Source organism: Aquisalinus flavus, assembly GCF_014640095.1.
Classification (GTDB): Bacteria; Pseudomonadota; Alphaproteobacteria; order Caulobacterales; family Parvularculaceae; genus Aquisalinus; species Aquisalinus flavus.
Window position 1 is genome coordinate 1,511,731 of sequence record NZ_BMGH01000001.1, and the last position, 22,743, is coordinate 1,534,473.

Annotated in this window: 26 protein-coding genes and 1 tRNA gene; 7 read left to right on the plus strand and 20 right to left on the minus strand. The window is 60.0% G+C overall.

Annotation, left to right across the window (positions count from 1 at the left end; translation table 11 throughout):
• Nucleotides 1–13 precede the first annotated feature (13 nt).
• From IEV88_RS07010 to IEV88_RS07065, 12 genes are all read right to left on the minus strand, one after another.
• Nucleotides 14–2,110 (minus strand): TonB-dependent receptor plug domain-containing protein, encoded by a 2,097-nt coding sequence (locus IEV88_RS07010; RefSeq protein ID WP_188159121.1) that lies wholly within the window; start codon nucleotides 2,108–2,110, stop codon nucleotides 14–16.
• A gap of 113 nt (nucleotides 2,111–2,223) precedes the next feature.
• A complete protein-coding gene (gene nuoE, locus IEV88_RS07015; RefSeq protein ID WP_188159120.1) occupies nucleotides 2,224–2,883 on the minus strand; it encodes an NADH-quinone oxidoreductase subunit NuoE in 660 nt (219 codons plus the stop codon).
• 101 nt (nucleotides 2,884–2,984) lie between these two features.
• Nucleotides 2,985–3,380 carry a hypothetical protein gene (locus tag IEV88_RS07020; protein WP_188159119.1) on the minus strand — a complete coding sequence of 132 codons (396 nt, stop codon included), beginning with the start codon at nucleotides 3,378–3,380 and terminating at the stop codon, nucleotides 2,985–2,987.
• Between the two features lie 92 nt (nucleotides 3,381–3,472).
• Nucleotides 3,473–3,910: a hypothetical protein gene (locus tag IEV88_RS07025; RefSeq protein ID WP_188159118.1), complete on the minus strand. Its 438-nt coding sequence runs from the start codon at nucleotides 3,908–3,910 to the stop codon at nucleotides 3,473–3,475.
• Between the two features lie 4 nt (nucleotides 3,911–3,914).
• Nucleotides 3,915–5,135 (minus strand): NADH-quinone oxidoreductase subunit D, encoded by a 1,221-nt coding sequence (locus IEV88_RS07030; protein ID WP_188159117.1) that lies wholly within the window; start codon nucleotides 5,133–5,135, stop codon nucleotides 3,915–3,917.
• A gap of 57 nt (nucleotides 5,136–5,192) precedes the next feature.
• Nucleotides 5,193–5,576: a four helix bundle protein gene (locus IEV88_RS07035; protein WP_206711260.1), complete on the minus strand. Its 384-nt coding sequence runs from the start codon at nucleotides 5,574–5,576 to the stop codon at nucleotides 5,193–5,195.
• 27 nt (nucleotides 5,577–5,603) lie between these two features.
• The gene (locus tag IEV88_RS07040) at nucleotides 5,604–6,206 is read right to left on the minus strand and encodes an NADH-quinone oxidoreductase subunit C (RefSeq protein ID WP_188159116.1); all 603 of its coding nucleotides are present in this window, start codon (nucleotides 6,204–6,206) and stop codon (nucleotides 5,604–5,606) included.
• A gap of 6 nt (nucleotides 6,207–6,212) precedes the next feature.
• Nucleotides 6,213–6,986, minus strand: coding sequence for an energy transducer TonB (locus tag IEV88_RS07045; protein ID WP_188159115.1), 774 nt, complete (start codon nucleotides 6,984–6,986; stop codon nucleotides 6,213–6,215).
• A complete protein-coding gene (locus tag IEV88_RS07050; protein WP_188159114.1) occupies nucleotides 6,986–7,303 on the minus strand; it encodes an antibiotic biosynthesis monooxygenase in 318 nt (105 codons plus the stop codon). Before IEV88_RS07050 ends, IEV88_RS07045 begins: the two co-directional genes overlap by 1 nt.
• A gap of 6 nt (nucleotides 7,304–7,309) precedes the next feature.
• Entirely contained in the window at nucleotides 7,310–7,930 is a 621-nt protein-coding gene (locus IEV88_RS07055; RefSeq protein ID WP_188159113.1) for a NuoB/complex I 20 kDa subunit family protein, read from the minus strand.
• Nucleotides 7,921–8,316, minus strand: a complete 396-nt coding sequence (gene ndhC, locus IEV88_RS07060) for an NADH-quinone oxidoreductase subunit A (protein ID WP_188159112.1) — start codon at nucleotides 8,314–8,316, stop codon at nucleotides 7,921–7,923. Before ndhC ends, IEV88_RS07055 begins: the two co-directional genes overlap by 10 nt.
• 105 nt (nucleotides 8,317–8,421) lie before the next feature.
• Nucleotides 8,422–8,841 (minus strand): GFA family protein, encoded by a 420-nt coding sequence (locus IEV88_RS07065; RefSeq protein ID WP_206711259.1) that lies wholly within the window; start codon nucleotides 8,839–8,841, stop codon nucleotides 8,422–8,424.
• A gap of 178 nt (nucleotides 8,842–9,019) precedes the next feature.
• Between IEV88_RS07065 and treF the strand changes: the two genes are divergently transcribed.
• The 3 genes from treF to IEV88_RS07080 all read left to right on the plus strand — a co-directional run bounded on the left by treF (nucleotide 9,020) and on the right by IEV88_RS07080 (nucleotide 12,141).
• The gene (gene treF, locus IEV88_RS07070) at nucleotides 9,020–10,711 is read left to right on the plus strand and encodes an alpha,alpha-trehalase TreF (protein WP_206711258.1); all 1,692 of its coding nucleotides are present in this window, start codon (nucleotides 9,020–9,022) and stop codon (nucleotides 10,709–10,711) included.
• A 139-nt stretch (nucleotides 10,712–10,850) separates the two neighbouring features.
• Nucleotides 10,851–11,831, plus strand: coding sequence for an LLM class flavin-dependent oxidoreductase (locus tag IEV88_RS07075; protein ID WP_188159110.1), 981 nt, complete (start codon nucleotides 10,851–10,853; stop codon nucleotides 11,829–11,831).
• Between the two features lie 76 nt (nucleotides 11,832–11,907).
• The gene (locus IEV88_RS07080; RefSeq protein ID WP_188159109.1) at nucleotides 11,908–12,141 is read left to right on the plus strand and encodes an MJ0042-type zinc finger domain-containing protein; all 234 of its coding nucleotides are present in this window, start codon (nucleotides 11,908–11,910) and stop codon (nucleotides 12,139–12,141) included.
• 24 nt (nucleotides 12,142–12,165) lie between these two features.
• Here IEV88_RS07080 and IEV88_RS07085 read toward each other — a convergent pair whose 3' ends face one another.
• The 5 genes from IEV88_RS07085 to IEV88_RS07105 all read right to left on the minus strand — a co-directional run bounded on the left by IEV88_RS07085 (nucleotide 12,166) and on the right by IEV88_RS07105 (nucleotide 15,882).
• Complete coding sequence (locus IEV88_RS07085; RefSeq protein ID WP_188159108.1) at nucleotides 12,166–13,146, minus strand: NAD(P)/FAD-dependent oxidoreductase; 981 nt, start codon at nucleotides 13,144–13,146, stop codon at nucleotides 12,166–12,168.
• 103 nt (nucleotides 13,147–13,249) lie between these two features.
• Nucleotides 13,250–13,326 (minus strand) — tRNA-Asp (locus IEV88_RS07090).
• 139 nt (nucleotides 13,327–13,465) lie between these two features.
• On the minus strand, nucleotides 13,466–14,509 hold the full coding sequence (locus IEV88_RS07095; protein ID WP_188159107.1) for an NADP-dependent oxidoreductase: 1,044 nt from the start codon (nucleotides 14,507–14,509) through the stop codon (nucleotides 13,466–13,468).
• An 86-nt stretch (nucleotides 14,510–14,595) separates the two neighbouring features.
• Nucleotides 14,596–14,871, minus strand: coding sequence for a hypothetical protein (locus tag IEV88_RS07100; protein ID WP_188159106.1), 276 nt, complete (start codon nucleotides 14,869–14,871; stop codon nucleotides 14,596–14,598).
• Nucleotides 14,872–14,925: 54 nt separating this feature from the next.
• Nucleotides 14,926–15,882, minus strand: coding sequence for an alpha/beta fold hydrolase (locus tag IEV88_RS07105; RefSeq protein ID WP_188159105.1), 957 nt, complete (start codon nucleotides 15,880–15,882; stop codon nucleotides 14,926–14,928).
• 352 nt (nucleotides 15,883–16,234) lie between these two features.
• Here IEV88_RS07105 and IEV88_RS07110 point away from each other — a divergent pair, with 352 nt between their 5' ends.
• The 3 genes from IEV88_RS07110 to IEV88_RS07120 all read left to right on the plus strand — a co-directional run bounded on the left by IEV88_RS07110 (nucleotide 16,235) and on the right by IEV88_RS07120 (nucleotide 19,338).
• Complete coding sequence (locus IEV88_RS07110) at nucleotides 16,235–17,791, plus strand: DEAD/DEAH box helicase (RefSeq protein WP_188159104.1); 1,557 nt, start codon at nucleotides 16,235–16,237, stop codon at nucleotides 17,789–17,791.
• 161 nt (nucleotides 17,792–17,952) lie between these two features.
• Nucleotides 17,953–18,795, plus strand: a complete 843-nt coding sequence (phhA, locus tag IEV88_RS07115; RefSeq protein WP_229731431.1) for a phenylalanine 4-monooxygenase — start codon at nucleotides 17,953–17,955, stop codon at nucleotides 18,793–18,795.
• Between the two features lie 90 nt (nucleotides 18,796–18,885).
• Entirely contained in the window at nucleotides 18,886–19,338 is a 453-nt protein-coding gene (locus IEV88_RS07120; RefSeq protein ID WP_188159102.1) for a hemerythrin domain-containing protein, read from the plus strand.
• A 159-nt stretch (nucleotides 19,339–19,497) separates the two neighbouring features.
• Here IEV88_RS07120 and IEV88_RS07125 read toward each other — a convergent pair whose 3' ends face one another.
• A complete protein-coding gene (locus IEV88_RS07125) occupies nucleotides 19,498–20,490 on the minus strand; it encodes an alpha/beta hydrolase (RefSeq protein WP_188159101.1) in 993 nt (330 codons plus the stop codon).
• Between the two features lie 167 nt (nucleotides 20,491–20,657).
• On the minus strand, nucleotides 20,658–20,945 hold the full coding sequence (locus IEV88_RS07130; RefSeq protein ID WP_188159100.1) for a hypothetical protein: 288 nt from the start codon (nucleotides 20,943–20,945) through the stop codon (nucleotides 20,658–20,660).
• A gap of 101 nt (nucleotides 20,946–21,046) precedes the next feature.
• On the opposite strand from IEV88_RS07130, the gene IEV88_RS07135 reads away from it, so the two are divergent.
• A complete protein-coding gene (locus tag IEV88_RS07135) occupies nucleotides 21,047–21,982 on the plus strand; it encodes a LysR family transcriptional regulator (protein ID WP_188159099.1) in 936 nt (311 codons plus the stop codon).
• Between the two features lie 24 nt (nucleotides 21,983–22,006).
• Here IEV88_RS07135 and IEV88_RS07140 read toward each other — a convergent pair whose 3' ends face one another.
• Complete coding sequence (locus IEV88_RS07140; RefSeq protein WP_188159098.1) at nucleotides 22,007–22,738, minus strand: DUF1499 domain-containing protein; 732 nt, start codon at nucleotides 22,736–22,738, stop codon at nucleotides 22,007–22,009.
• Nucleotides 22,739–22,743: the final 5 nt, after the last annotated feature.

A 22,743-nucleotide genomic window follows, 5' to 3' on the forward strand; every position in this document is an offset into this window, starting at 1 on the left:
AAACACAATGGGACTAGAATGTGCCGGAAAGGTTCACGCCGACAATCGGGTTGAACGCCCATTCCCGCGCCTCCCGGACCAGGAATGCGGAATCGGCCCGCGACCCGGCATAGAGATCACGGGTAAAATCCTCGGTGTAGTTGAGGATATTGAAGACATAGACCTGCGCGGTCGCTCCGAAGAAATCCTTGTGCTCGGCATAGATCTCCACGGTCGGCTTGGACTGGCTGAACTGACTGATCTGGGACCGGCGATAGACGGGCGACAGCTCGAAATCCTCGATGGACGCGCCATAGGCATAATCCGTATCCGGAATATCATGGCGGTATTCGAACCGGTAGAACCATTTCGTCTGATCGTTCAACCGCCTGATGGCGCCCGTGAAGGGGTCGGCAATCTCTGAATCGCGCACCCGCAAATCATAGGTGATCTCGCCGCCCTTTACACCGTAATTGGTCAGCATCTGCGTGCCGTTCAGCTGCAGGCGTGTCGAGGTGGCAGACGGCACATTGCCCGGGCCGTCGCCATCGCCGATCGGGACCTGCTGGACGATATCCTCGATCTCCTCATGAATGATGCTCAGTGTAACCTTGCTCTCATCATCGAAGGTCCGCTCGATTGCGGCTTCATAAATCCACGACTGTTGCGGCACCAGCTCGGTATTGCCGACCTGCCCGTTCTCGGTCTCCAGGTTGATCGAGCTGGTAAAGGCGAAGAAATCGAGCTGGCCGACCTCGCGCTCCACGCGCCCGCGCAATTCGGTTTTTTCGCCCAGGTGGTATGTGGCCGAGACAAACCCCTTCGGCCGGGTGAAGGTGCGCTTGTTGGCAAGCTCGCCCGATTGTTCGAGCTCGGAATATTCCACCGCCAGAGAACTCTGCAGCGCCAGCTTCTCGCCAAGCGGGAAATTATAGGTCGCCGAGACTTCGCCGCGGCGCTCCTCGACCTTGCTGTCGGCGCCGCCGAAGTCGATTTCCATGCGGCTGCCATCCTCGGCTACCATGTAGAGCGCGGCTTCATTATCGACGAAATTATAGGCTATCTCCCCGGCCAGTTCGAAGGACCGGCCCTCGCCATAGTCCCAGCTTTGCTCGCCGCGCAGGATCGATTCACCCTCATAGGTTTCCTGCTCATAGCGGTCGCCGCCGAGATAGATATCACCTTCATGGCTGGCAACGGACTGCCAGTATTCGCTGTTTTCGCGATAATTGAACCCGATCAGCTTCAGCCTGCCACCGAGGAAATCTAAGGCATAATCCGCGCCGAATTCGGAATTCCAAGCATCCTCGGCTTCGGTGAACCGGCGCAGTTCCAGCGGCCCCGCGGGCATCAGCGGGTAATTCTCGGAAAAGACGGAACTCTCGAAATCGAACAGGCCGAGCTTCATGTTGAAATTGGCTTCATTGCCCGCAGCGCTCTTGTGGCCGAGGGTCACGGTCAACTCCGGCTCCTCGCCCTTGGGCTCAACCTCCTCATAGCGCCGCTCGAGCCGCTCGCTCGCGGCATTGGTGACGAATTCATCTCCCCACGCCCCGTTGCGGAACGAGTTGTTGGCGAGGCCGAGCGTGTACGTCACATCGTTGCTCTTGCCACTGACAGATACAGACCCGTTCAGAAGCCGCGACGCCAGTCCCTTGCGGAACTGCGGACGGTATTCCCAATTGCCTGTCGTCTTTTCCTGGTCGAGGATAACATTGGCGACCTGCCCGGACAGGCCGGAGATGCCCAGCGTCGCGCCATCGACGATCTCGATACGGACGACTGCCTCTGCCGAAGTCTGGCTCAGGATGGAAATCGGATTATTCGACTTGCCGGAAACACGTGCACCATTGATCAGGACATTATAGCCACCCTGCCCAAACCCGCGCCGTTCATCGCCCTCGCGGATCTGAAAGCCTGGTACATTGCGCAGCATATCCGTCGCGGTCTGGGGAGCGAAGCGCTCAAAATACCCCGTCAGAAAAACCTGTTTGCCGTCTTCGGTATAGGCAAATGGCGAGCCGGCTCTGCCCGGGTCCCGCTCAGACGCTTCCTCCTGGGCTGCCGCGGCGCCAACGGACAGCACCGCGATCGCGGCGAAAACTGTGGCAGAGACGTTGACCTTGACCATCTACTAATTCCCTCGTATCTTTTGAGGGAGTGCATCACCGTTGGCGGCAATTTACGACTAAATCTTTAGTAATAGATAGGTGATGGCCATCAATGCGGGTCGCTATAGGCTTCTTACTCTGCCTTCGCCGGCTCCGAGTTCGGCAGCTTGTCGATGGGTTTGGCCATCGAGCCATCATAAAGGCTCTCATCCTTCAGCGTCGTGTTCTCGCCTTCCGGATCGGAGGTATGACGGTTCGGGTTCTGCGTGCCCGGCTCGACATGCTCGCCTGCCTGCAGCTTGTCGAGGATCGCACCGAAATTATCCGGCGTCAGGTCCTCGTAGTAGTAATCGTTGATCTGCGCCATCGGGGCGTTGCAGCAGGCGCCGAGGCATTCGACCTCGAGCCAGGACAGCCTGCCATTGATCGCCATTTCCGGGCCGATCTTCTCGCGGCAGACCTCTTTCAGCTCTTCCGCGCCACGCAGCATGCACGGGGTCGTGCCGCAAAGCTGGACGAAGAACTCGCCGACTGGCGCGAGATTGAACATCGTATAGAAAGTCGCGACCTCATAGACGCGGATATAGGGCATATCCAGCTGCTTCGCGATCGTCTCCATTGCCGGGATCGATATCCAGCCTTCCTGCTTCTGGGCACGCCAGAGCATCGGGATCACCGCAGAGGCCTGACGCCCGGCGGGAAACTTGGCGACCTGCGTCTCGCACCAGTTCGCATTCTCCTCGCTCCACTGGAAGGAAGCCGGCTGGTTGGTCGCAGGTTTACGGGATGCCATGGATCGTCTCTTTCAATGATAGTCGCGCACTGGTGCTAAGATCGTTCAGCGACAGGAACTAGCATATTTTGAGAAGATGGAAACCCTGCTGCGGCAACAGCTCACGCCATTTCAGAAAGATCCTGTAAGGCTTTTCGCTTGTTTTCGAGAGCTCTCTCCTCCTGCCGGATTGAGCGCTCTAGCATGGCGATCCGATACTGCCGAACCCAACCGCCAACAACGGGAACACTGCATAGCTTCAAAGATCGCGTCATGGGTATCAACAGCATGGGCAATGTCACCAAAACAGGCGCCCACTCATTTCCTAGCCTGATATCAAGACTAGGCTGGCAAAACCAAATCCAGAACCAGAAGAATCCCGCCCCGCTGGCCCATATGACAAAACCACCCAGAAATTCTGCCAAGGTGGCGTTTCGTTCAATCGTGACAAAAATCAATACAGCGAGGCCGACGGATATTATGAACGCTAGTAACTGAAACAAAAACGGTATTTCCATAGAACTTCCCTCGTTTCGGCGAGCCCAGCACGTATCGACCAGATGCTGAGACGAGAATGAAAGCCTTGAAAGCAAGGAAAGATACCCTTGCATCAATCCTGTTGTCCCCGCCCTGCGCCCATGCCTTCCATTTTCGCGAGCCGCTTTTGCGCCTGCGCGATCTGGCGGCGCAACAGGGCCGAGCGATAGGCGCGGATCGGCGCGCCCAATAGCGGCAGGCGCACGGTTACGTCCGTACGCAGCATCAGGATCAGAACGACCAGCGCCGGCAGATACCATTTCAGGTAATCGGTTGAATACATCTCGATCCGCCCCTCGGTCACCGCCTGCCCGAGCGGCACCATGACGAGGCCGATGAACCCGCCGAACAGAAAGCCGAAAATCAGCGCGCCGAGATGGGTCAGCCATGGCTTGCCGCCACGGTGCTCCGGCCTGAACCAGACGAATGACAGGGCAAACACGATGATCGCCCACAGCACAGCGGTCACGCCCTGCGCCAGCAGCATCATCTCTGGCGGCAGCTGTTCCACGCGCCTATCGGTCGATTTCGCCGAAGACGATATCCAGTGTACCGATGATCGCCGAAACATCGGCCAGCATGTGGCCGCGGTTCATCCAGTCCATCGCCTGCAAATGGGCATAGCCCGGCGCCCGGATCTTGCAGCGATAGGGCTTGTTGGTGCCGTCGGAGACCAGATAGACGCCGAACTCCCCCTTCGGGGCCTCGACGCAGGCATACACCTCACCCGCCGGAATATGCGGGCCTTCCGTATACAGCTTGAAGTGATGGATCAGCGCTTCCATCGAGCCCTTCATCTCGCCACGGCGCGGCGGTGCGATCTTGCCGTCCTCGCTCATGACCGGGCCCGGCTCAAGCAGCTTGATGCACTGCTTGATGATCTTGACCGATTGCAGCATCTCCTCGATGCGGCACAGATAGCGGTCATAGCAATCACCATTCTTGCCGAGCGGAATGTCGAACTCCAGCTCGTCATAGATCTCGTAGGGCTGCGACTTGCGCAGGTCCCAAGCAACGCCCGAGCCGCGCAGCATGACGCCGGAAAAGCCCCAGTCGAACGCCTCTTCCTTGGTCACGACGCCGATATCGACATTGCGCTGCTTGAAAATGCGGTTATTGGTGATCAGCTGTTCGATCTCGTCGAGCACCTTCGGGAAATGGTCGCACCAGACATCGATATCGTCGATCAACTTTTGCGGCAGGTCCTGGTGAACGCCGCCAATGCGGAAATAGGCTGCGTGCATGCGGCTGCCGGATGCGCGCTCATAGAACACCATCAGCTTCTCGCGCTCCTCGAAGCCCCAGAGCGGCGGCGTCAGCGCGCCGACATCCATGGCCTGGGTCGTCACGTTCAACAGGTGCGACAGAAGACGGCCGATCTCCGAATAGATGACCCGGATGATCTTGCCCCGGCGCGGCACCTCGATGCCCAGAAGGCGCTCCGCTGCGAGGCAGAAGGCATGCTCCTGGTTCATCGGCGCGACATAATCCAGCCGGTCGAAATACGGGATCGCCTGCAAATAGGTCTTGTACTCGATCAGCTTTTCCGTGCCCCGGTGCAGAAGGCCGATATGCGGATCGACGCGTTCGACAACCTCGCCATCCAGCTCCAGCACGAGCCGCAGCACGCCGTGCGCGGCCGGGTGCTGTGGGCCGAAATTGATGGTGAAGTTGCGCTCGCCAGCCTTGTCGGAGGCGGAGTCTTCAACGGTTACGACTTTGGTTCCGTCAGCCATGGGTGGCGCCTCCAGCGGTAAGTGATTGGTGATTGGTGATTGGTGAATAGTGCATGGCTAGCGATCTTTCCTGCCAATCAGTTTGCGGATAAGGCCATTGAGCATTTTGCCGATGCGGGTTGATTGACCAAGCAAGTGTCCAGCCTCCTGCTCCTTTATAAACTCCAACCTTCGCGACAAAAGGATTTGTGTCTCAAGTTCTTTCAGGGATCCTTGGGAAATGCGCAAAAACTGAATAAAAGCCTGAGTGGTCTCTCGCCCAAATCCCTCTGCGATATTGGAAGGAATTGAAACGCTGCTGCGACGCATCTGCGAGACAAGCCCAAATTGTTCTTCACGCGGATAAGCTGATGTAATCCTGTAAATCTCTACGCTCAAATCCATGGCATATTTCCAGACATCCAGATCGCGATAGTCAGTGATTGCCTTTTCACCATTCACAATTCACTACCCACCATTCGCCACCCACTACTCCGCCTTTTCATCGCCAGGCAGCACATATTCGGCGCCTTCCCACGGGGAGAGATAATCGAAATTGCGGTATTCCTGCGTCAACTGCACCGGCTCGTAGACGACGCGCGACAGTTCATCGTCATAGCGCACTTCGTAATGGCCGGTCAGCGGAAAATCCTTGCGCAGCGGATAGCCCTCGAAACCGTAATCGGTGAGGATACGGCGCATGTCCGGATGGCCCTCGAACTGGATGCCATACATGTCGAACGCCTCTCGTTCGAACCAGTTGGCACACGGAAAGACGTCGATGGAGGTCGGGATCGTCTGGTCCTCGCCGACAGCGACCTTGACGCGGATACGCTGGTTCGCATGCAGGCTGAGCAGATGATAGACGACGTCGAAGCGCTTGGTGCGTTCGGGATAGTCAACACCGCACAGGTCAATCAGCTGCAGGAACTGGCACAGCTGGTCGTCACGCAGGAATTTAAGAACAGGGATGACGGTTGACGTACTGGTGGTGATCGCCAGCTCGCCAAACGCGATCTCGGCGCTCATGATCGCGTCGCCTAGCTGGGCTTCGAGGTGTTCCTTGAGTTCTAAAAGCTCGTCTTTGGTCATGAATGCCTAACCTGCCGTGAAGGTAACGGTTACGGGAACGTCCCGCGTGATGACGAAATAGCCGCTTTGGATCGCCGGGTCAAAACGCCATGACGACACAGTCGTCATGGCCGCCGGCGCAAGACACGGGTCCGTCGAATCGAGGATGCGAATATTGACCGGGTCGCCGGTGACGGAGACGTCGAACACCACCGAGACCCTGTATTCCGGCGCGCCGCGTGCACACCCGGCGGGGAAGCTCGGCGCGCGGGTCGATACCGGCTTCATCGGTCTGTCCGGCAGATCGGTCGGGATTTTTACGCCCGTCTCGATTTCCAGCTCGTGGATCATCTGCTGGATCGTGTCGGCAGAGCCATAGAGACGGTCATGCTCGCGCAGGACAGAGAGCGCCTCTTCTGGCCGGCCCTGAAATACATAGAGCTCGGCCAGCGCCTGAACGATTTCGTCGCGCTGCCAGCCGGGCACGCCGGGCAGCGCAAGCGCCGCCTGCAGGTCCGTCTCGGCGGCGCCAAGGTCACCGCCCTCACCGGCGACATGGGCCTTGGCCCGCGCCAGCAGCAGGGCGGCCCTGTCGGCATCGTTCAGCCCGCGATCGTCAAGCCGACTACTGATACGTGCGACCGCAGCAGCACGATCACCATCACCGGACAGCTCCATCGCCGCGGCAATTTCGCGATCGGTCTTGCGGGAGACGTCCTGCGCCAGGGCCGGGGCCAGGGCGAACAGGGTACCGGTCAAGACTGACAGCGCGGTCCATTTTCTGAACAGGTGAAACACCATTACTCCACTCCGTGATGCGTCTGCGTAAGCAGATCGTCGGTGATGATCATGGTGATCTCCGGGCGGCGCTCCAGGACGACCTCCTTCATCACAGTGCTCGCATCGACATAGGCCTCGGAAAGCCGCGCCTTGTCGCGGCTCTCCTCGTCGGGCCAGCGCGCATAGGCCGCCCACCAGCCGTCCTTCGTGTGATGCAGCCGCGAGCCCATGCCGCCGCATTCCTCAATGAACCCCTTGGTCAGCTCACGCCAGGCCAAGCGGAAGTCGGCGATCCGGTCCGGATCGACCTTCCATTGATAGAGAACGGCGAAGCTCATGGCGGGTTACCTGACGATCGAGCCCTCGCGGCGGATCTTCTTCTGCAGCTGCAGCAGGCCATAGATCAGCGCTTCGGCGGTCGGCGGGCAGCCCGGCACATAGACATCGACCGGCACGATCCGGTCGCAGCCGCGCACGACGGAATAGCTGTAATGGTAATAGCCACCGCCATTGGCGCAGGACCCCATCGAGACCACGTAGCGCGGCTCCGGCATCTGGTCGTAGACCTTGCGCAGGGCGGGCGCCATTTTGTTGGTCAGCGTGCCGGCGACGATCATCAGGTCGGACTGGCGCGGCGAGGCGCGCGGCGCCATACCGAACCGCTCCATGTCATAGCGCGGCATGGAAGCCTGCATCATCTCCACCGCGCAACAGGCAAGGCCGAAGGTCATCCACATCAGCGAGCCGGTCCGGGCCCAGTTGATCACGGCATCAGAGGACGTCGTGAAGAAACCGCGGTCGGCAAGCTCATCGGAGAGCTGGGTGAAGAAGGGGTCTTTTTCGGTCGGCAGATAGCCTTCGCCGCTCGCCCGCGCCGCCTGGCCATAGGCCGGCGCGATGATGTCCCTGCCCGTTGCCGGGCTGTGTCCGCTGCCCTGCTTGGCGTTCTTGTTATCTACCGCCATTCGAGCGCTCCTTTTTTCCACTCATAGGCAAAGCCGATGAAAAACACGGCAAGGAACACGAACATTGACCAGAAGGCGAAAATCTGGAAATCGCGGTCCATGCCCAACTCGGGGTTGAACAGCGCAACCGCCCACGGGAAGAGGAACGCGACATCGAGATCGACGATGATGAACAAGATTGCAACGATGTAGAATTGCACGTCGAACTTCATACGGGCATCGTCGAACGCCTCGAAACCGCACTCATAAGTGGAGACTTTCTCCTGATCGGGGTCTGACGGTGCCAAAATGGTCGGCAGCACCAGAAACGCGATACCAATAATGGCAGCGAGCCCAATGAAAATGAGGATAGGCAGATATTCCAGCAAAAAGTCGGATCCGGCCACGGGATATTCCTGTCGTTCGAGTCACTAGATTTCATGAGCATTTACGCGTTGCCGGTGGGCCGGTCAAACATTTGCGGCCCCGTTGCGTCAAAAAGGAGCGGATCATCAAGCGTCTTGGCCCGGTTCCACCGATTTATGCGCCAGCGCGGCGGCGTTCTTCTCCCAGTTCACGCCGTCGAAGGTATTGACGACCACCTCGTCGAAATCCTTCGGGTCATCGAGACAGGCCCACGTCACCGCGAACCCGTCCGGGTTTGATCGCGGTGTATAGAAACTCTTCACGCCGCACACCGAGCAGAATGTGTGCTGGGCCTTATGCGTGTTAAACGTATAGGTCTTCAGCCGGTCCGCGCCCTGCAGCAACCGGAACCGGCGCGCCGGCAAGATGACATGGGTGTTCCTGACCATAGCGCAGATGGAACAATTGCAGTCCTCGATCTCGATCCGCTCGGGCAGCGCCACCTCGAACCGTACAGCCCCGCAGTGGCACCCGCCCTGCCGCCAGCGCATCGCTGCTTCGCTCATCTTGGGTCTCCAGCCTGCATGTGTTTCCGGGTAAGCATTCCGGTCTCGCCGGAGAAAAATCAAGTCTGATGGCCTCGCTGCAGCGTGAATTGGCCATCCCCGCCGTCAATCCTATCTCCTGTCCATGAGAGAGACACTGTTAGGCCGACCCCTCCTGCCACTTCTCTGCGGCATTTTGTTGATTTTGGCAGCGTGCGAGACGCAAGGTCCGCCCGCGCCAGGCGAGCCGGCTGCTTCAGCCGCTCCCGTCCCCGCGATCGCGACAGAAAAGAAGACCGAGCCGCCGTCGCAGCTCTTCCCCGCCCTGTTCCAGACCGTCGCACAGGCAGAGCTCTATCCCGCCAAGGACTGGGTCGATGCTTTGCCCTTTGAAGATCCCGCTATCATCATGGCGGCATGGGAGGAGCGCCAGCCAGCCAGCCGGCTCGAGATTTCCGTTTTCGTCGCTGAGTTTTTCGAACTGCCCGGGGAAGCGACAACCAGCCTTGCCCCCGGCGGCAACAAGTCGATGCGCGCGCATATCGAGAGCCTGTGGCCGGAGCTGACCCATGATGCGGTCCGCGCCGAGCGCTGGTCATCTCTCCTTTCCCTGCCCGAACCCTATATCGTGCCCGGCGGGCGGTTTCGCGAGGTCTATTACTGGGATGCCTATTTCACGATGACCGGCATGGGCCCTGAGCATGATGCGATAAAACGCTCGATGGTCGACAATTTCGCCGGGCTGATCGATGCTTATGGCTTCATCCCCAATGCCAACCGCACCTATTATCTCAGCCGGTCGCAACCGCCATTCTTTTTCAAGATGGTCGGCCTCCTGACGCCGAATGACCCTGTCTATTCGTGGGCGGAATATCTGCCACAGCTGAAAGCGGAGCATGCGTTCTGGATGAACGGCGCCGGCGCCCTGGCCCCGGGCACAGCGGCAGAGCGCGTCGTGCGCCTTGCCGACGGCGCACTGCTTAGCCGCTATTGGGACGATCTCTCGATTCCGCGCGATGAAAGCTATCTTGCCGACGTCCTCACGGCGCAGGAGGCCAGCCGCCCGAAGGAGATCGTCTACCGCAACCTTCGCGCCGGCGCGGAAAGCGGCTGGGACTTTTCCTCGCGCTGGTTTGCGGGCGAAGACCTTTCCTCCATCGAAACGACCGACATCATCCCGCCGGATCTCAACGCCATTCTCTATGGTCTTGAAACCGCGATTGCCGCTGCGTGCGCCCGCAAGGGAGACCGCGCCTGCGAGGCAGACTACCGGCAGATGGCGGACGCCCGTTCCGACGCGATGCGGCACTATCTGTGGAACGACGACACCGGCGCCTATGACGATTACGATTTCGTCGACGGCACGCCCAGGGGCAATATTACGGCGGCGGCGCTTTACCCGCTGTTCTTCGGGCTTGCCAGCCAGGCCGAAGCCGACGCGACAGCGCTCATGATCGAGGAAGAATTGCTTGCGCCGGGCGGCCTGCTGACCACGCCGAACGAGACCGGCGAGCAGTGGGACGCGCCCAATGGCTGGGCGCCCCTGCACTGGATCGCGGTTCAGGGCCTCGCCGACTATGGCCACACTGACCTGTCGCGCACCATCGCGAGGCGATGGCTGCAGACCGTCGCCCGCACCTATTGCCAGACCGGCAAGATGGTCGAGAAATATGACGTCACCGAACCCCGGCCCGGCGGTGGCGGCGAGTATCCGACCCAGGACGGCTTTGGCTGGACCAACGGGGTCACCATCGCCCTGATGGACCGCTATCAGGAATTCATGCCCTATGGCGACGTGACCGTAGACTCCGCGGCAGATCATGGTGCGGAGAATACCGGCCTGATGCAGCGCTGCGAGGCAGCGGTGGCGCGCGCAGGGTCCGACTTGTGAGCGTCACCGCCCCCTGACTGTCTGCAGGTGCCGATGCGATCGGTTTCGCAGGCGGGAGAATTTGCCTGCAATCGCTTTACATGAGCAAACGACCCCTTACCTGTAATGTCCGTTCGATATCTCAGGAAGTGTGTCAGCCTTGATCCCGTTATCTATCCTCGACCTTGCGCCGATCACAGAAGGCGGCACCATTGCTCAATCCTTCGAGAGCACGGTCGCGCTGGCGCAGGCCGCCGAACGGCTGGGCTACACCCGCTTCTGGCTGGCCGAGCACCACAATATCGGCGGCATCGCCAGCGCCGCGACGTCGGTCCTGATCGGGCACGTCGCCGGGAAAACATCGACAATCCGTGTCGGGGCCGGCGGCATCATGCTGCCCAACCATGCACCGCTCATCATCGCAGAGCAATTCGGCACGCTGGAAACGCTCTATCCGGGCCGGATCGACCTCGGCCTCGGCCGTGCGCCTGGCGGCGACCATACCACCGCCCGCGCCCTGCGCCGGACGATGCAGGGCGGAGAAGACCGTTTCCCGCAGGATGTCGATGAATTGCTCACTTATTTCTCGGCGCCCGAAACCTCCCGCCAGGTCAGAGCCATTCCCGGTGAAGGGCTGGATGTGCCGGTATGGATCCTCGGCTCCAGCCTCTACGGTGCGCAGATGGCGGCTCATTTCGGGCTGCCCTATGCCTTTGCGTCTCACTTCGCCCCTCAGGCTCTGCTTCAGGCCGTCCGGGTCTATCGCGACAGTTTCCGTCCGTCGCCCTATCTGGACGCGCCAAAGGTCATGATGGCGGCAAATGCGATTGCTGCAGCAACCGACGAGGAGGCAGATTTCCTGTTCACATCCCTGCAGCAGGCCTTTGCCAATCTGCGTCTCGGCAAAGCGGGTCCGCTTCCCGCACCACGCCGCGGCCTGGATTTTCCACCGCAAATAACGGCCGGGATAGAACAGGCGCTTGCCTATAGCGCTGTCGGCGGGCCGGAACGCGTTGGCGAGCAGCTCCGCAGCTTCATTGCCCGGGTCGAGCCGGATGAAATCATTCTGGCTTCCTCGATCCACGACCCGGCGGCGCGCCTGCGGTCACTGGAAATCGTCATGGATGTGATGAAAGGCTGAGGCTTGACGCCAAACGCCTTTGCAAAAAAAGGCGGTTGGTGACAAGGTGACAATCCATCAAATCCGGAGACCTTGAATGCCGCAGTTCGATATGATCATTCTATCAGAAGACCAGGCCAAAGGCGCAGACATCGTCGAGCACACCGTCGGCAGTCCTGCCCGCGAAGGCGGCGGTGACGAAACCTATCGCTGCGGCGGCTGCAAGACCAGACTGCTCGTCAATGTCGCCCATCACGACGCCCACGGCGTTGTCGTCAAATGCGGCAAGTGCGGCCGGCTGAACACCGAGCCGCACCATCATCATCATTGAGACTGCCGAGCTGATCGTGGGTGACTATCCCAGACGTTCTTCCAGGTAATCCGCGAGAGCCATACCGCTCTCGAACGCGTCCTCGACCTTGCCTTCGACACACCAGTCACCGCATGCGGCGAGGCGCTGTGTCTCGTCGGCGAGGAATGGCTCGCCCAGAGGCGACGGCACAGCGGCGTAGAGCCAGCGATGGATCGCCACAAGCGCCGGTTTGGGCAGGCTGAACCCGATCAGCTTTTCTGCATCTTCCTGCAGATGGGCAATGACCTTGTCCTTGTCTTCCTCCAGAAAGGTTTCGGCCCACTCATTCGTGGACTGAATAACAAGACTGGTTCGCGTGTCTCGCCCCGGCTTGGCGGAATTGACCGCGATCCAGCCAACCGGGGAATAGCGGGTTCGCGCACCGTCCCAGTCGAGCGGCAGGTCGGAATCGAAACCGAGCATCAGCGTGAAATTGCCGCTCATCCCGACGCGCGCGATTGCATCCTGATGCACGAATCCGTCCGGCAGGATGGACGACGCCTGCGGCGACGGCACCGCCGTCACGACCCAGTCGAAGCGCCCAAGATCGCGTCCATCGTCACTGACAAGCTGCCAGCTCTCACCATCCGGCACCACGGCCTCAGCGCGCGTTTGCAGATGCACGGTCTTGTCCTCTGCCAGCGCCTTGGCAAACGCATTCATTTTTGGCGCACCGACATAGCGGACATGATCCGTGTCCATCGGTTCGGGCGTCCGCCCTTCCTCCAGCATGACCATGCGCAGCGGCCATTCGGCAACCACGCCGTCGTTCAGGTAGGGTTCGAGGAACTCCTGGAACCGCTGCCGCCGGACAGTGAAATACTGGGCGCCATGGTCAAACTCGAACGGGTCGGCATAGCGTGTCGCCATCCTGCCGCCGACACCGCGCGATTTCTCGAAGATCTCGACATCTGCGAGCCGATGCAAACGCTCTGCCACGACAAGACCGGACAGTCCCGCGCCGATGATTGCAATTTTCGTCATGTTGAATGCCCCGTTCAGCCACTGCTACACGGCACCATATAAAGGGGATCGCGCTATCGGCGACCGGGGCAGAGACAGTATTATGGGAAATCGAAGCGTGAAATGGCGCGAGTGACGGGGCTCGAACCCGCGACCTCCGGCGTGACAGGCCGGCACTCTAACCAACTGAGCTACACCCGCGCATTTCACAAGGTTCGCCTGACGGCGAGAAGCGTTTGTCTAATAGGCACCCGATGCATCGTCAAGCACTATCGGGTGCCCATGGCAGAAAAAATTGAGCCTGTTTTTCCACTCCAGACAAGAACCAGAAGAGCTGGCCTCAGGCCGTGTCCGGAGCGACCCGCACGACGGCCTTGCCGGTATTCGCGCCCTCGAACAGGCCGTTGAAGGCTTCCGGTGCCTTCTCCAGCCCTTCATAGACCGTTTCGCGGAAATGGATCTTGCCCCCCGCCAGCATCGGACCGACTTCAGCATAGAAATCGCGCGCCAGAAGCATGAAATTCGATACGATGAAGCCCTGCATCTTCACGCCGCGCCCGATAAGGTTCGTCAGGTTGTATGGCCCCGGCTCCGGCTTGGTATCGTTATAATTGGAGATCATGCCGCACAGGGCGATGCGCCCACCAAAGGCAATGCAGTTGATCGCCGCTTCCAGGTGCATGCCGCCAACATTCTCGAAATAGCAGTTCACACCGCCCTTGCCGGCGGCCTGCGACAGCCCCTTGGTCAGCTCCGTCGAGTTCGCATAATCCTTGTAGTTGAGCGCCACGTCGAAGCCGAGCTCGCCGGTCAGCCAGTCGCACTTTTCCGTCGAACCGGCGGACCCGATGACCTTGCAGCCTTTCAGCTTGCCGAGCTGGCCGACCATGGAGCCAACCGCTCCGGCCGCACCGGAGACGAACAGCACGTCGCCCTCTTTCGGCTCCAGGATTTGGCTCATCCCGGCCCAGGCGGTAAAGCCCGGCATGCCGAGCACGCCAAGATAGGCCGAGAGCGGCGCCAGCGACGGATCGACCTTGTTAAACCCGTCCGTGGGCCCGGTGTAATACTCACGCCAGCCGCCATTATAGCCAACGACATAATCGCCCGTGGCGAATTTCTCGCTGTTCGACTTGATGACCTGCCCGACCGCACCGCCATCGAGCGCTTCGCCCTTCTGGAATGGCGGGATATAGCTTTTGACATGCGGGTTCATGCGCCCGCGCATATAGGGGTCTACCGACATGAACACGACCCGCATCAGGATCTCGCCATCGCCCGGCTCGCGCACCGGCGCCTCGACGACCTCGTAAATCTCGGGCGTCGGCTTGCCCGTGGGGTAGTCGACGAGATGAATTTCCTTCGCAGTTTCGGGAATGCTCATGGCTGGCCCTTTCCTTTTCATTTTCCGGCTGTTGCGACCGAGGATAGGCCTCTCAGCCCAGCCGCCAAGGAAAAGGTACAGTTGATCTATTTCAGCTTGCCGCCAGCCTTGCCAGCTGCGTTGCGCTCCTCGCGCAGCTCGGCGAGCGCGATCAGAGTCAGGGTCGGCACGAAGCCATCGATCTGGTCGGTGAAATCAACCACCTCCCACAGTTGGACGAAGCCCTTCCACCCGAACATGGCGAAGCCGATCAATGCGAGCACGAAATCGAACGCGGTCCCCCAGCCGGGAATGCGCCCGATGAAAAAGTCGGCCAGATCGAGAATGATCGCGATTGCGAGCTTGACGTGAATGGCTTTCATGACGGGTTTCCTCTCCCGCCGCACTGTATCGCGCGTCTCGCTGCCCGCAACAATTTACTGCGCCAGGAAAGTCTTCACATCACGGATGAACGCGTCGAACCGGTCATGATGCAGCCAATGGCCCGCCTTGTCATAATTGATCAGTCGGGCGTCCCTGAAAGCCTCGATGCGGCCATCCTTTTCCGGATCGGAGGCCCATGAATCCTCGCCACGCATCAGCAGGACCGGACAGGTGATTTCGGCGTAGATCCGCGAATATTCCGCAGGCGCCGTCATGCGCGGGCTTGGCCAGATGCCGGTCAGCGGGTCATGCTTCCAGCCCCAGCCGCCCCCCATGGCATCGGGATAGTGCCGGGCCGCATGCAGCGCGAGATGGCGCGCCTGGGTCTCATCGAGGTTCTTGTGCACGCCGGCCATGCGCGAGACCATCTCTTCAGGGCTGTCGAACCGGCGCTGGTCGATCGCATCCTGCTTCAGCCGCCGGTCGATCCAGGAGCGATAGCGCTCCGCCGGGCTCTTCTCCATGAACTCCGTATAATGCTTCTCGGAGGCGCCGAGCCCTTCCAGCGCGATCAGGCGGGTTACCTTGTCCGGATAGATCGCGGCATAGTTCAGGACGATATTGCCGCCGAGGGAATGCCCGATCAGCGGCATCGGCAGGGCGAAGCCTTCGCGTTCCAGATGCGCCATCAACCCGGCGAAGTCAGAGATGAAATATTCGCCTTCATAGCCGCCGCCTGGCGCCCTGCCCGAATCGCCATGACCGCGCAAATCGGGCACGATCACACACCACTCGTCTATCATGTCGGCGACCGTCCAGTCCCACATGCGACCGTGATCCTTGCCGCCATGGACCAGCACGATCGGCGGCTTGGCTGCATCGCCCCAAACGAGATAGCTGAGCTCCAGCCCGTTGACCGGACAGACATGCCGCTTCGGTTCGACCGGCACGACAGGCGGATAGTCGAGGTCGGCAGGGGCAAAAACGCGGGTCGGGTCATCGATACTCATGTCTCTATTCCTGCCAGAGCATGCCTCGCCTGTCGCCATCCAGATGCAGTCGCACCCTTTGCGCCCTTGCGTTGCACAAATGGCACACCTATGTGCTAATCAGGCGGAAGGCGGGGCGCAGCTTGACCTGTAGGCCGATTTTGCCTAATTCCCGCTTACTCGCGCTGGTGCAGCCTTGCCGTTTGGCATGCGAAAAGTAAGACGCCCGCGCCGGGCCATTTCCGGCTGACATCCCGTCGACTTACCGTTTTCGGGATCCACACACGCAATGGCGCATCGTTTGCATCTGGCGGCAACGGGGCGTTGAGATAAACCAGACCCGCCACGTACAGACAAAGCAACCAGGACACTCATGCGTTTTGAAGACCTTGGGCTCGAGCCCAAAATACTGAAAGCCCTTGCCGAAGCGGGCTATGAAACCCCGACGCCGATTCAGGAGAAAGCGATTCCTGAAGCGCTCGCCGGCAGGGACGTGCTCGGCATTGCCCAGACCGGTACCGGCAAGACGGCGGGCTTTACCCTGCCGATGATCCACCGCCTCTCCAAGGGCCGCTCGAAAGCACGCATGCCGCGCTCCCTCGTCCTGTGCCCGACACGCGAGCTTGCTGCCCAGGTGGCGGAAAGCTTCGAGAAATACGGCAAGTATCACAAGCTTTCCATGGCGCTCCTGATCGGCGGCGTGTCCTTCACGGAACAGGATATGAAGCTTACACGCGGCGTTGACGTGCTGATCGCGACGCCCGGCCGCTTGATCGACCATTTCGAGCGCGGCAAGCTGCTGCTGACCGGCGTCGAAGTCATGGTCGTCGACGAGGCAGACCGCATGCTCGACATGGGCTTCATCCCGGACATCGAGAAAATCTTCAAGCTGACGCCGTTCACGCGCCAGACGCTGTTTTTCTCGGCGACGATGCCGGCGGAGATCCAGCGCATCACCGACCAGTTCCTGTCTGCTCCAGCCCGGATCGAGGTTTCCCGCCCGGCAACGACGGCCGAGACGATCACCCAGAAGATCGTCCGCGTGCCGGCCCGCGACGATAAGCTGAAACGCGCCGCCCTGCGCAAGCTGATCGACAATGACGATGTCCAGAACGGGATCGTCTTCTGTAACCGCAAGACCAATGTCGATATCGTCGCCAAGTCGCTGCAAAGGCACGGCTATGATGCCAGGCCGATACATGGCGATCTTGCCCAGTCCTTCCGTACCGAGACGCTGGACATGTTCCGCGCCGGCAAGCTGAAACTGCTGATCGCCTCCGACGTGGCCGCCCGCGGCCTCGATGTTCCCGCTGTCAGCCATGTCTTCAATTTCGATGTGCCCATTCACGCGGATGACTATGTCCACCGCATTGGCCGTACGGGCCGGGCCGGTCGCCCGGGCGCGGCGTTCATGCTGGTCACCCCGGCTGACAGCAAGGCCTATGAGTCAGTCCTGAAGACGATCGGTGCCGATGCGATCGAGGAAGCAGATTTTGGCGATTTCTTCGAGCAGAATCAGCCCGAGAGAAAGCCACGCGGCGCGTCGAGAAAAGGCCCCGCCAGGGACACGACCCCCAGGGACACGACCCCCAGGGACACGCCCCCCAGGGACACAACACCCAGGGACACGTCGGCCAAGGACGCTACGCAGGACAAGCCCGACGACAAGGAAGAGAAGACGGCAAGACCGTCCCGCAAGCGCGCTGCCAGAACCAGCGACGAACCGGCCAAAAGCACCGAGGCACCCGCCAGAAAAGCATCGAGCGACGACCAGACGGATCAGAATTCTTCCGGCGGCACCGTGGCATCGGCTGAGGATACGGGCAAAAGGACCCCCTCCCGTGGTCGCTCGAAGAAAAAGGGCGACGATGATTCGGTTGTCGGCATGGGCGATCATACCCCTGCCTTCCTGCTGCGCGCCGCTTTTTAGCGGCTCTTATCGCCTTTCTGCTGCCCGCAGCCCCCTTTCCCGCTATTCCCGGCCAAGGAGAAGCCTGAGATTGGCAGGAACTTTTGCGGCCTCAGTCCTATATTAGGACTATGGAAACGCACACGGATATTAATCAATTCCCGCGGGAAGTCCGCGAAATCATGGCGGATGACTACACCATCCCCCAGGGCTGGGAAGGATATAGCGACGAAGAACACCAGACCTGGGATACGCTCTATGAGCGCCAGGTCAAGCTGCTGCCGGGCAAGGCGGAGCAATCCTTCCTTGACGGCTTGAAGGCGCTCGACCTCGGTCGCGGCGGAATCCCGAATTTCGAAACGATGTCGGACGAGCTTGAAAGCCTGACCGGCTGGCGCGTGGTTGCGGTGCCGGGGCTGGTACCGGACGAGGTGTTCTTCGACCACCTCGCCAATCGCCGCTTCCCCGCCGGCAATTTCATCCGCCGCGCTGACCAGCTCGACTACCTCCAGGAGCCGGACGTCTTTCATGACGTGTTCGGCCATGTGCCGATGCTGACGAACCCGGTCTTCGCCGATTACATGCAGGCCTATGGCAAGGGCGGGCTGCGCTCGCTCGACTCCGGCTGCCTCAAGAACCTCGCGGCGCTTTATTGGTACACGGTGGAGTTCGGCCTCGTACAGACCGATGATGGCCTGCGCATCTATGGCGCCGGCATTGTCTCGTCAGCCTCGGAAAGCGTCTTCTCGCTGAAGGACCCCTCACCCCACCGGCTGAAATTCGACCTCGAGCGCGTCATGCGCACGGATTATCGCATCGATGATTTCCAGCAGACTTATTTCGTCATCGACAGCTATGAGGATCTGTTCCACGCCACCGTCGATACCGATTTCGGACCGATCTATGACCGGTTGCAGGGCGTTGATGACAAATACCCGGTTGATACGATCCTGGCTGAGGCAGAAGTGGTCCATCGCGGTTCGCAAGACTATGCCAGAAAGGGCGGTCGTCTGGCGAAGCCCTGAACCTTGCTTGCATTAATCGACTGTCAGACTGGGGAACCTTCAGGACAATATTTCCTTAGCTGTACTGAAGTCACGGCAAGGAGTATCAACATGGATATCTACGCCCGTCTGAAAAAAGACCACGACACCCAGCGCGCCCTCGGCGAGAAAATCGTCGAGACGGAAGGCGACAGCAATGAACGCCGCGCGCTGTGGCGGCGCTACCGGGTCGAGCTCGAAGCCCACGCCTCTGCCGAAGAGCAGACTTTCTATGCTGAACTGATGAGCCATCCCGAAGCCTCGGACCAGACCCGGCATTCGGTTTCCGAACACAAGGACGCGGCGGACCTCGTTGAGGAGATTGAGGACATGGACATGTCCTCGCCCGGCTGGCTGACGAAATTCAAACAGCTCAAGCACGACATCGAACACCATGTCGATGAGGAAGAAGAAGATGTCTTCGACCTTGCCCGGAAGACTATCGACGATGCTAAAGCGGAGGCATTGACTGATCGCTTCAATGAACGCAAGCCTGCCGAAGAAGAAAAGGAAGCAGCCAAATAGGCTGACTTTCTCGTCGGCGATCTTCTCGACGCCTCAGCCGCGAGAGATCGGCAAAGGTCCCTTGTCGCAGTCCGGAAATGCTACCGTTCCTCTGGACCAGTGCCCATCATCGCCGTCTCGGGGCAATAGCTGAATGGGTTAACCCCAGATCGAGACATCCTAAAACGCTGACAAGCCGGTCAGCAGCGCATCGTAGAATTGCTCCGGTGCCTGAATATGCGGGCTGTGCCCGAGCTCGGGAAAGGTCACGAGCCTGGCGTTCGAAATAGCGGCGGCTGTCTCTTGCGCAAGATCGCCATAGTTTCCGAGGTTGGCGCGCAGGTCGTCGGAAACCCGCCCCTTGCCGATCGCGGTGGTGTCCTGTTCACCGATCAGAATCAAGGTCGGCGCGGTGATGCGGTCAAATTCGTGGACAACAGGCTGGTTGAAGACCATGTCCGCCGTAAGCGCCTGGTGCCAGGCGACGATCCTGCCGCCCTCGCCCTGATACATTGACCACAGCATGTCGACCCACTCATCATAGGCCGGCCGCCATTCACCGGCATAATAGGTGTCGCGCTGATAGGTCTTGATACTGTCGCGGGTCGTTTGCAGCTGGCCTTCGTAAAGCGCATCGACCGTTACGGCCGGTACACCCTTGGCGCGCCAGTCTTCAAGACCGATCGGGTTGACCAGCACGAGACCTGAGACCGCCTCGCCGTACTGGACGGCATATCGCATGGCCAGCATGCCGCCCATCGAGTGACCCATGATGATCGGGTCGTCGGCCCCGATTGAGGCAAGCAAGTCATGCGTATTGGCTGCAAGCGTATGCAGGCCGTACTGGTAACCAGCAGGCTTGGATGATTTGCAAAAGCCGATCTGGTCCGGCGCTATAACCCTGTAACCCTCATCGAGCAGGATTTGCATGGTCGCGCCCCAAGTGGCACTGCAGAAATTCTTGCCGTGGAGAAGAACGACGGCTTTCCCATTCGCGTCTTCGGGAGCCACATCCATATAGGCCATCTCCATGACCTGCTGCTGGGAGACAAGCGCATGGCGCTTCACTTCCCAAGGATAGTCAAAATCCTCAAGCATCGGACCGGCGGAAGCAAGACCCCCGACCGCAAGGGAGAAAATTGTGACGATGAGGCGGATGGCAAACTTTTTCATTGACCCGATATGGTCGCGATCGCGCGCAAGTCGACAGACCAGGCCTGAAAAAACCCCGCTGCGGTCGGCGCAGCGGGGCCAAGACGAACTCATGCGGGCGCACAAGTCCATAGGAAGCTCTGCGGTAGAGGCTCTGGCGTGGAGACTCCGGGGTTGAAGCTCGGGCTTCAGGCCGCCGCTTCGACAGAAACGGCTTCGATCTTGTTCTTCTTGAACGTACAGGTGACGATGTATTTTGCGCCGCCGGCATTGGGGATCGCTTCAAGTGTCAGCACGCGATTGGAATTGCCCTTCTTCTTTTCGAAGCTGAGGCGATACTCATCCATCTTCAACGTGCCCTCCTCGGTCAAAGCCGCGCGACAATCCTCGATGTCGTCCTGCGTGCCGGCATTTGCAGGCAGCGCAAAGCTGAGCAGGCCAAGGATAGTCAGGGCAGCTGAAACTCTCATCGTCATGGCAAAATCTCCAGTTAGGGCGATCATTTTCGTTTGAGAGGTAATCCCGGACGTAATATGCTTCAAATACATAATATTCATCTTTGTTATACGCTATCCGCATGAATGACCGTTCCCTTGAATCTCTCGACCTCAACCTGCTTATGGCGCTTCACTGGCTACTGACGGAGCGCAGCGTTACCGATGCCGCGCGCCGCCTGAGCCTGTCCCAGCCCGCAACCAGCCGCGCCCTCGCCCGCCTGCGTGAACTTTTCGGAGATCCGCTTCTGGTCAAATCCGGGCGGGCCATGCTGCCGACACCCAAGGCAGAGCGCCTGCAGCCTGCCGTTGCGCGGATGATAGAAAGCCTCCGCGATGTCATGCGCGCCAACGAGGAATTCGATCCGGCAACGCAGAAAGGCCGGGTACGGATCGCCAGCTTCGATTATATCGGCGTCATCATCTCCCATGCATGGATTCAGGCGATCAAGCCCCGCGCCCCGGCGCTGGAGCTCGACATCGTCGATCTCAGCTATGCCTCGGCGCGCGAACTTGTCTCAGGCCAGATCGACCTCGTCATCATGCCGGATATGCGGCTTGCCAGGAACAGGCCGCGCGTCGATTTCGATCAGTTCGTGCAGAAACCGATCTTCAGCGACCGGTTCATGTCCTGCGTCCGCAAGAGCCACCCGTTGTCAGAACGAAAGGTCACGCTGGAGGGTTATCTCCGCTACGAGCACGCCCTGATCAATCCGGAGGGGAAGGAAAAAGGCGTCGTCGACGAGGTGCTGGCCGAGAATGGCGATACGCGGCACATTGCCTACCGCACGGCCGGCTTCCTCATAGCGCTCGCGACTGTCATGAACACCGATGCAATCCTCACAGCGCCCTCCGCGCTGTTCAGCGTCCTGCCCGACAAGTTCTACTGTTTCGAGCCGCCGGTGCCGCTACCGCCCATCGCCATGAACGGGGCGTGGCATCCGAACTGGACCCATGACCCGCGTCACAAATGGCTTCGCGACGGACTGTTCGGCGAGTTGGCGAAACGGAACCGGTGAAGGGCCGGCTGAGTGGTCCGGGCCCTATTGCAGTTTTTCTTCCAGCTTGCTGAAAAAGGTTTCGATGCGCTTGGCATTGGCACCGACATCCGAGCCTCCGATGCGGGATTTCGAGCGCATGTCGATCGACAGCGGCGTATCCTCACGGTTGAAGCGGATCACGACGTCGTCCTTGAAGCCCCACCAACGGCTGGTATGGGTCGCCTCGATCCGGCCGCCGGCCTCGTCTGCCTCGACAATGACCAGACCCATTTCCTGCAGCACATCAAGGGAGACATCGAAGACGGTGCCATAGTCGGCATCGACGGTGACGGTATCGAGTTCCGGATAGGCTTCGAGCTGTTGCGCGGTCTGCTCGCGGTCATACTCGGGCGGGTTTGTCGCGCCGGTTTCGGCCCGCAATGGCACGACGGCAACGAATGCCGGCGGCGTCTCCGTGTCGGTCGTGATGTCGTGGATTGGCGGCACCTGTGAAGCGTTGTGGCGGATGCCGAGCGGCCCGGCTGTGCAGGCGAGGAGCACCAGTGCCGACAGGATGGCAAAAAGGCCCGACCCCGCCCGCTTGATGAAAAGCCCGATCAAGCCAAGCACACCAGCGACACCGGCGATGATCAGCATCGGCAACACCATCTGGAACGAGAAGCCGAATGCTGCCCCGAAATCCCGCATGTCCATGCGATAGGACAGCGTATTGCCGACATAGACGAGAACCGTCGCGAGGGCGACGAAGGCAGACAGTCTGATGATCAGTCCCATGAGGG

Coding starts and splice junctions, on each gene's coding strand:
- IEV88_RS07065 (WP_206711259.1), bottom strand. CDS start 8,841: ATGAGCGAAGCAGCGATGCGCTGGCGGCAGGGCGGGTGCCACTGCGGG.
- IEV88_RS07100 (WP_188159106.1), bottom strand. CDS start 14,871: ATGAAAGCCATTCACGTCAAGCTCGCAATCGCGATCATTCTCGATCTG.
- phhA (WP_229731431.1), top strand. CDS start 17,953: ATGGCGGATGACTACACCATCCCCCAGGGCTGGGAAGGATATAGCGAC.
- IEV88_RS07105 (WP_188159105.1), bottom strand. CDS start 15,882: ATGAGTATCGATGACCCGACCCGCGTTTTTGCCCCTGCCGACCTCGAC.
- IEV88_RS07020 (WP_188159119.1), bottom strand. CDS start 3,380: ATGGAAATACCGTTTTTGTTTCAGTTACTAGCGTTCATAATATCCGTC.
- IEV88_RS07140 (WP_188159098.1), bottom strand. CDS start 22,738: ATGGGACTGATCATCAGACTGTCTGCCTTCGTCGCCCTCGCGACGGTT.
- IEV88_RS07040 (WP_188159116.1), bottom strand. CDS start 6,206: ATGACCAAAGACGAGCTTTTAGAACTCAAGGAACACCTCGAAGCCCAG.
- IEV88_RS07125 (WP_188159101.1), bottom strand. CDS start 20,490: ATGAAAAAGTTTGCCATCCGCCTCATCGTCACAATTTTCTCCCTTGCG.
- IEV88_RS07010 (WP_188159121.1), bottom strand. CDS start 2,110: ATGGTCAAGGTCAACGTCTCTGCCACAGTTTTCGCCGCGATCGCGGTG.
- IEV88_RS07050 (WP_188159114.1), bottom strand. CDS start 7,303: ATGAGCTTCGCCGTTCTCTATCAATGGAAGGTCGATCCGGACCGGATC.
- IEV88_RS07080 (WP_188159109.1), top strand. CDS start 11,908: ATGCCGCAGTTCGATATGATCATTCTATCAGAAGACCAGGCCAAAGGC.
- IEV88_RS07110 (WP_188159104.1), top strand. CDS start 16,235: ATGCGTTTTGAAGACCTTGGGCTCGAGCCCAAAATACTGAAAGCCCTT.
- IEV88_RS07030 (WP_188159117.1), bottom strand. CDS start 5,135: ATGGCTGACGGAACCAAAGTCGTAACCGTTGAAGACTCCGCCTCCGAC.
- IEV88_RS07095 (WP_188159107.1), bottom strand. CDS start 14,509: ATGAGCATTCCCGAAACTGCGAAGGAAATTCATCTCGTCGACTACCCC.
- IEV88_RS07120 (WP_188159102.1), top strand. CDS start 18,886: ATGGATATCTACGCCCGTCTGAAAAAAGACCACGACACCCAGCGCGCC.
- nuoE (WP_188159120.1), bottom strand. CDS start 2,883: ATGGCATCCCGTAAACCTGCGACCAACCAGCCGGCTTCCTTCCAGTGG.
- IEV88_RS07130 (WP_188159100.1), bottom strand. CDS start 20,945: ATGACGATGAGAGTTTCAGCTGCCCTGACTATCCTTGGCCTGCTCAGC.
- IEV88_RS07085 (WP_188159108.1), bottom strand. CDS start 13,146: ATGACGAAAATTGCAATCATCGGCGCGGGACTGTCCGGTCTTGTCGTG.
- IEV88_RS07045 (WP_188159115.1), bottom strand. CDS start 6,986: ATGGTGTTTCACCTGTTCAGAAAATGGACCGCGCTGTCAGTCTTGACC.
- IEV88_RS07055 (WP_188159113.1), bottom strand. CDS start 7,930: ATGGCGGTAGATAACAAGAACGCCAAGCAGGGCAGCGGACACAGCCCG.
- IEV88_RS07135 (WP_188159099.1), top strand. CDS start 21,047: ATGAATGACCGTTCCCTTGAATCTCTCGACCTCAACCTGCTTATGGCG.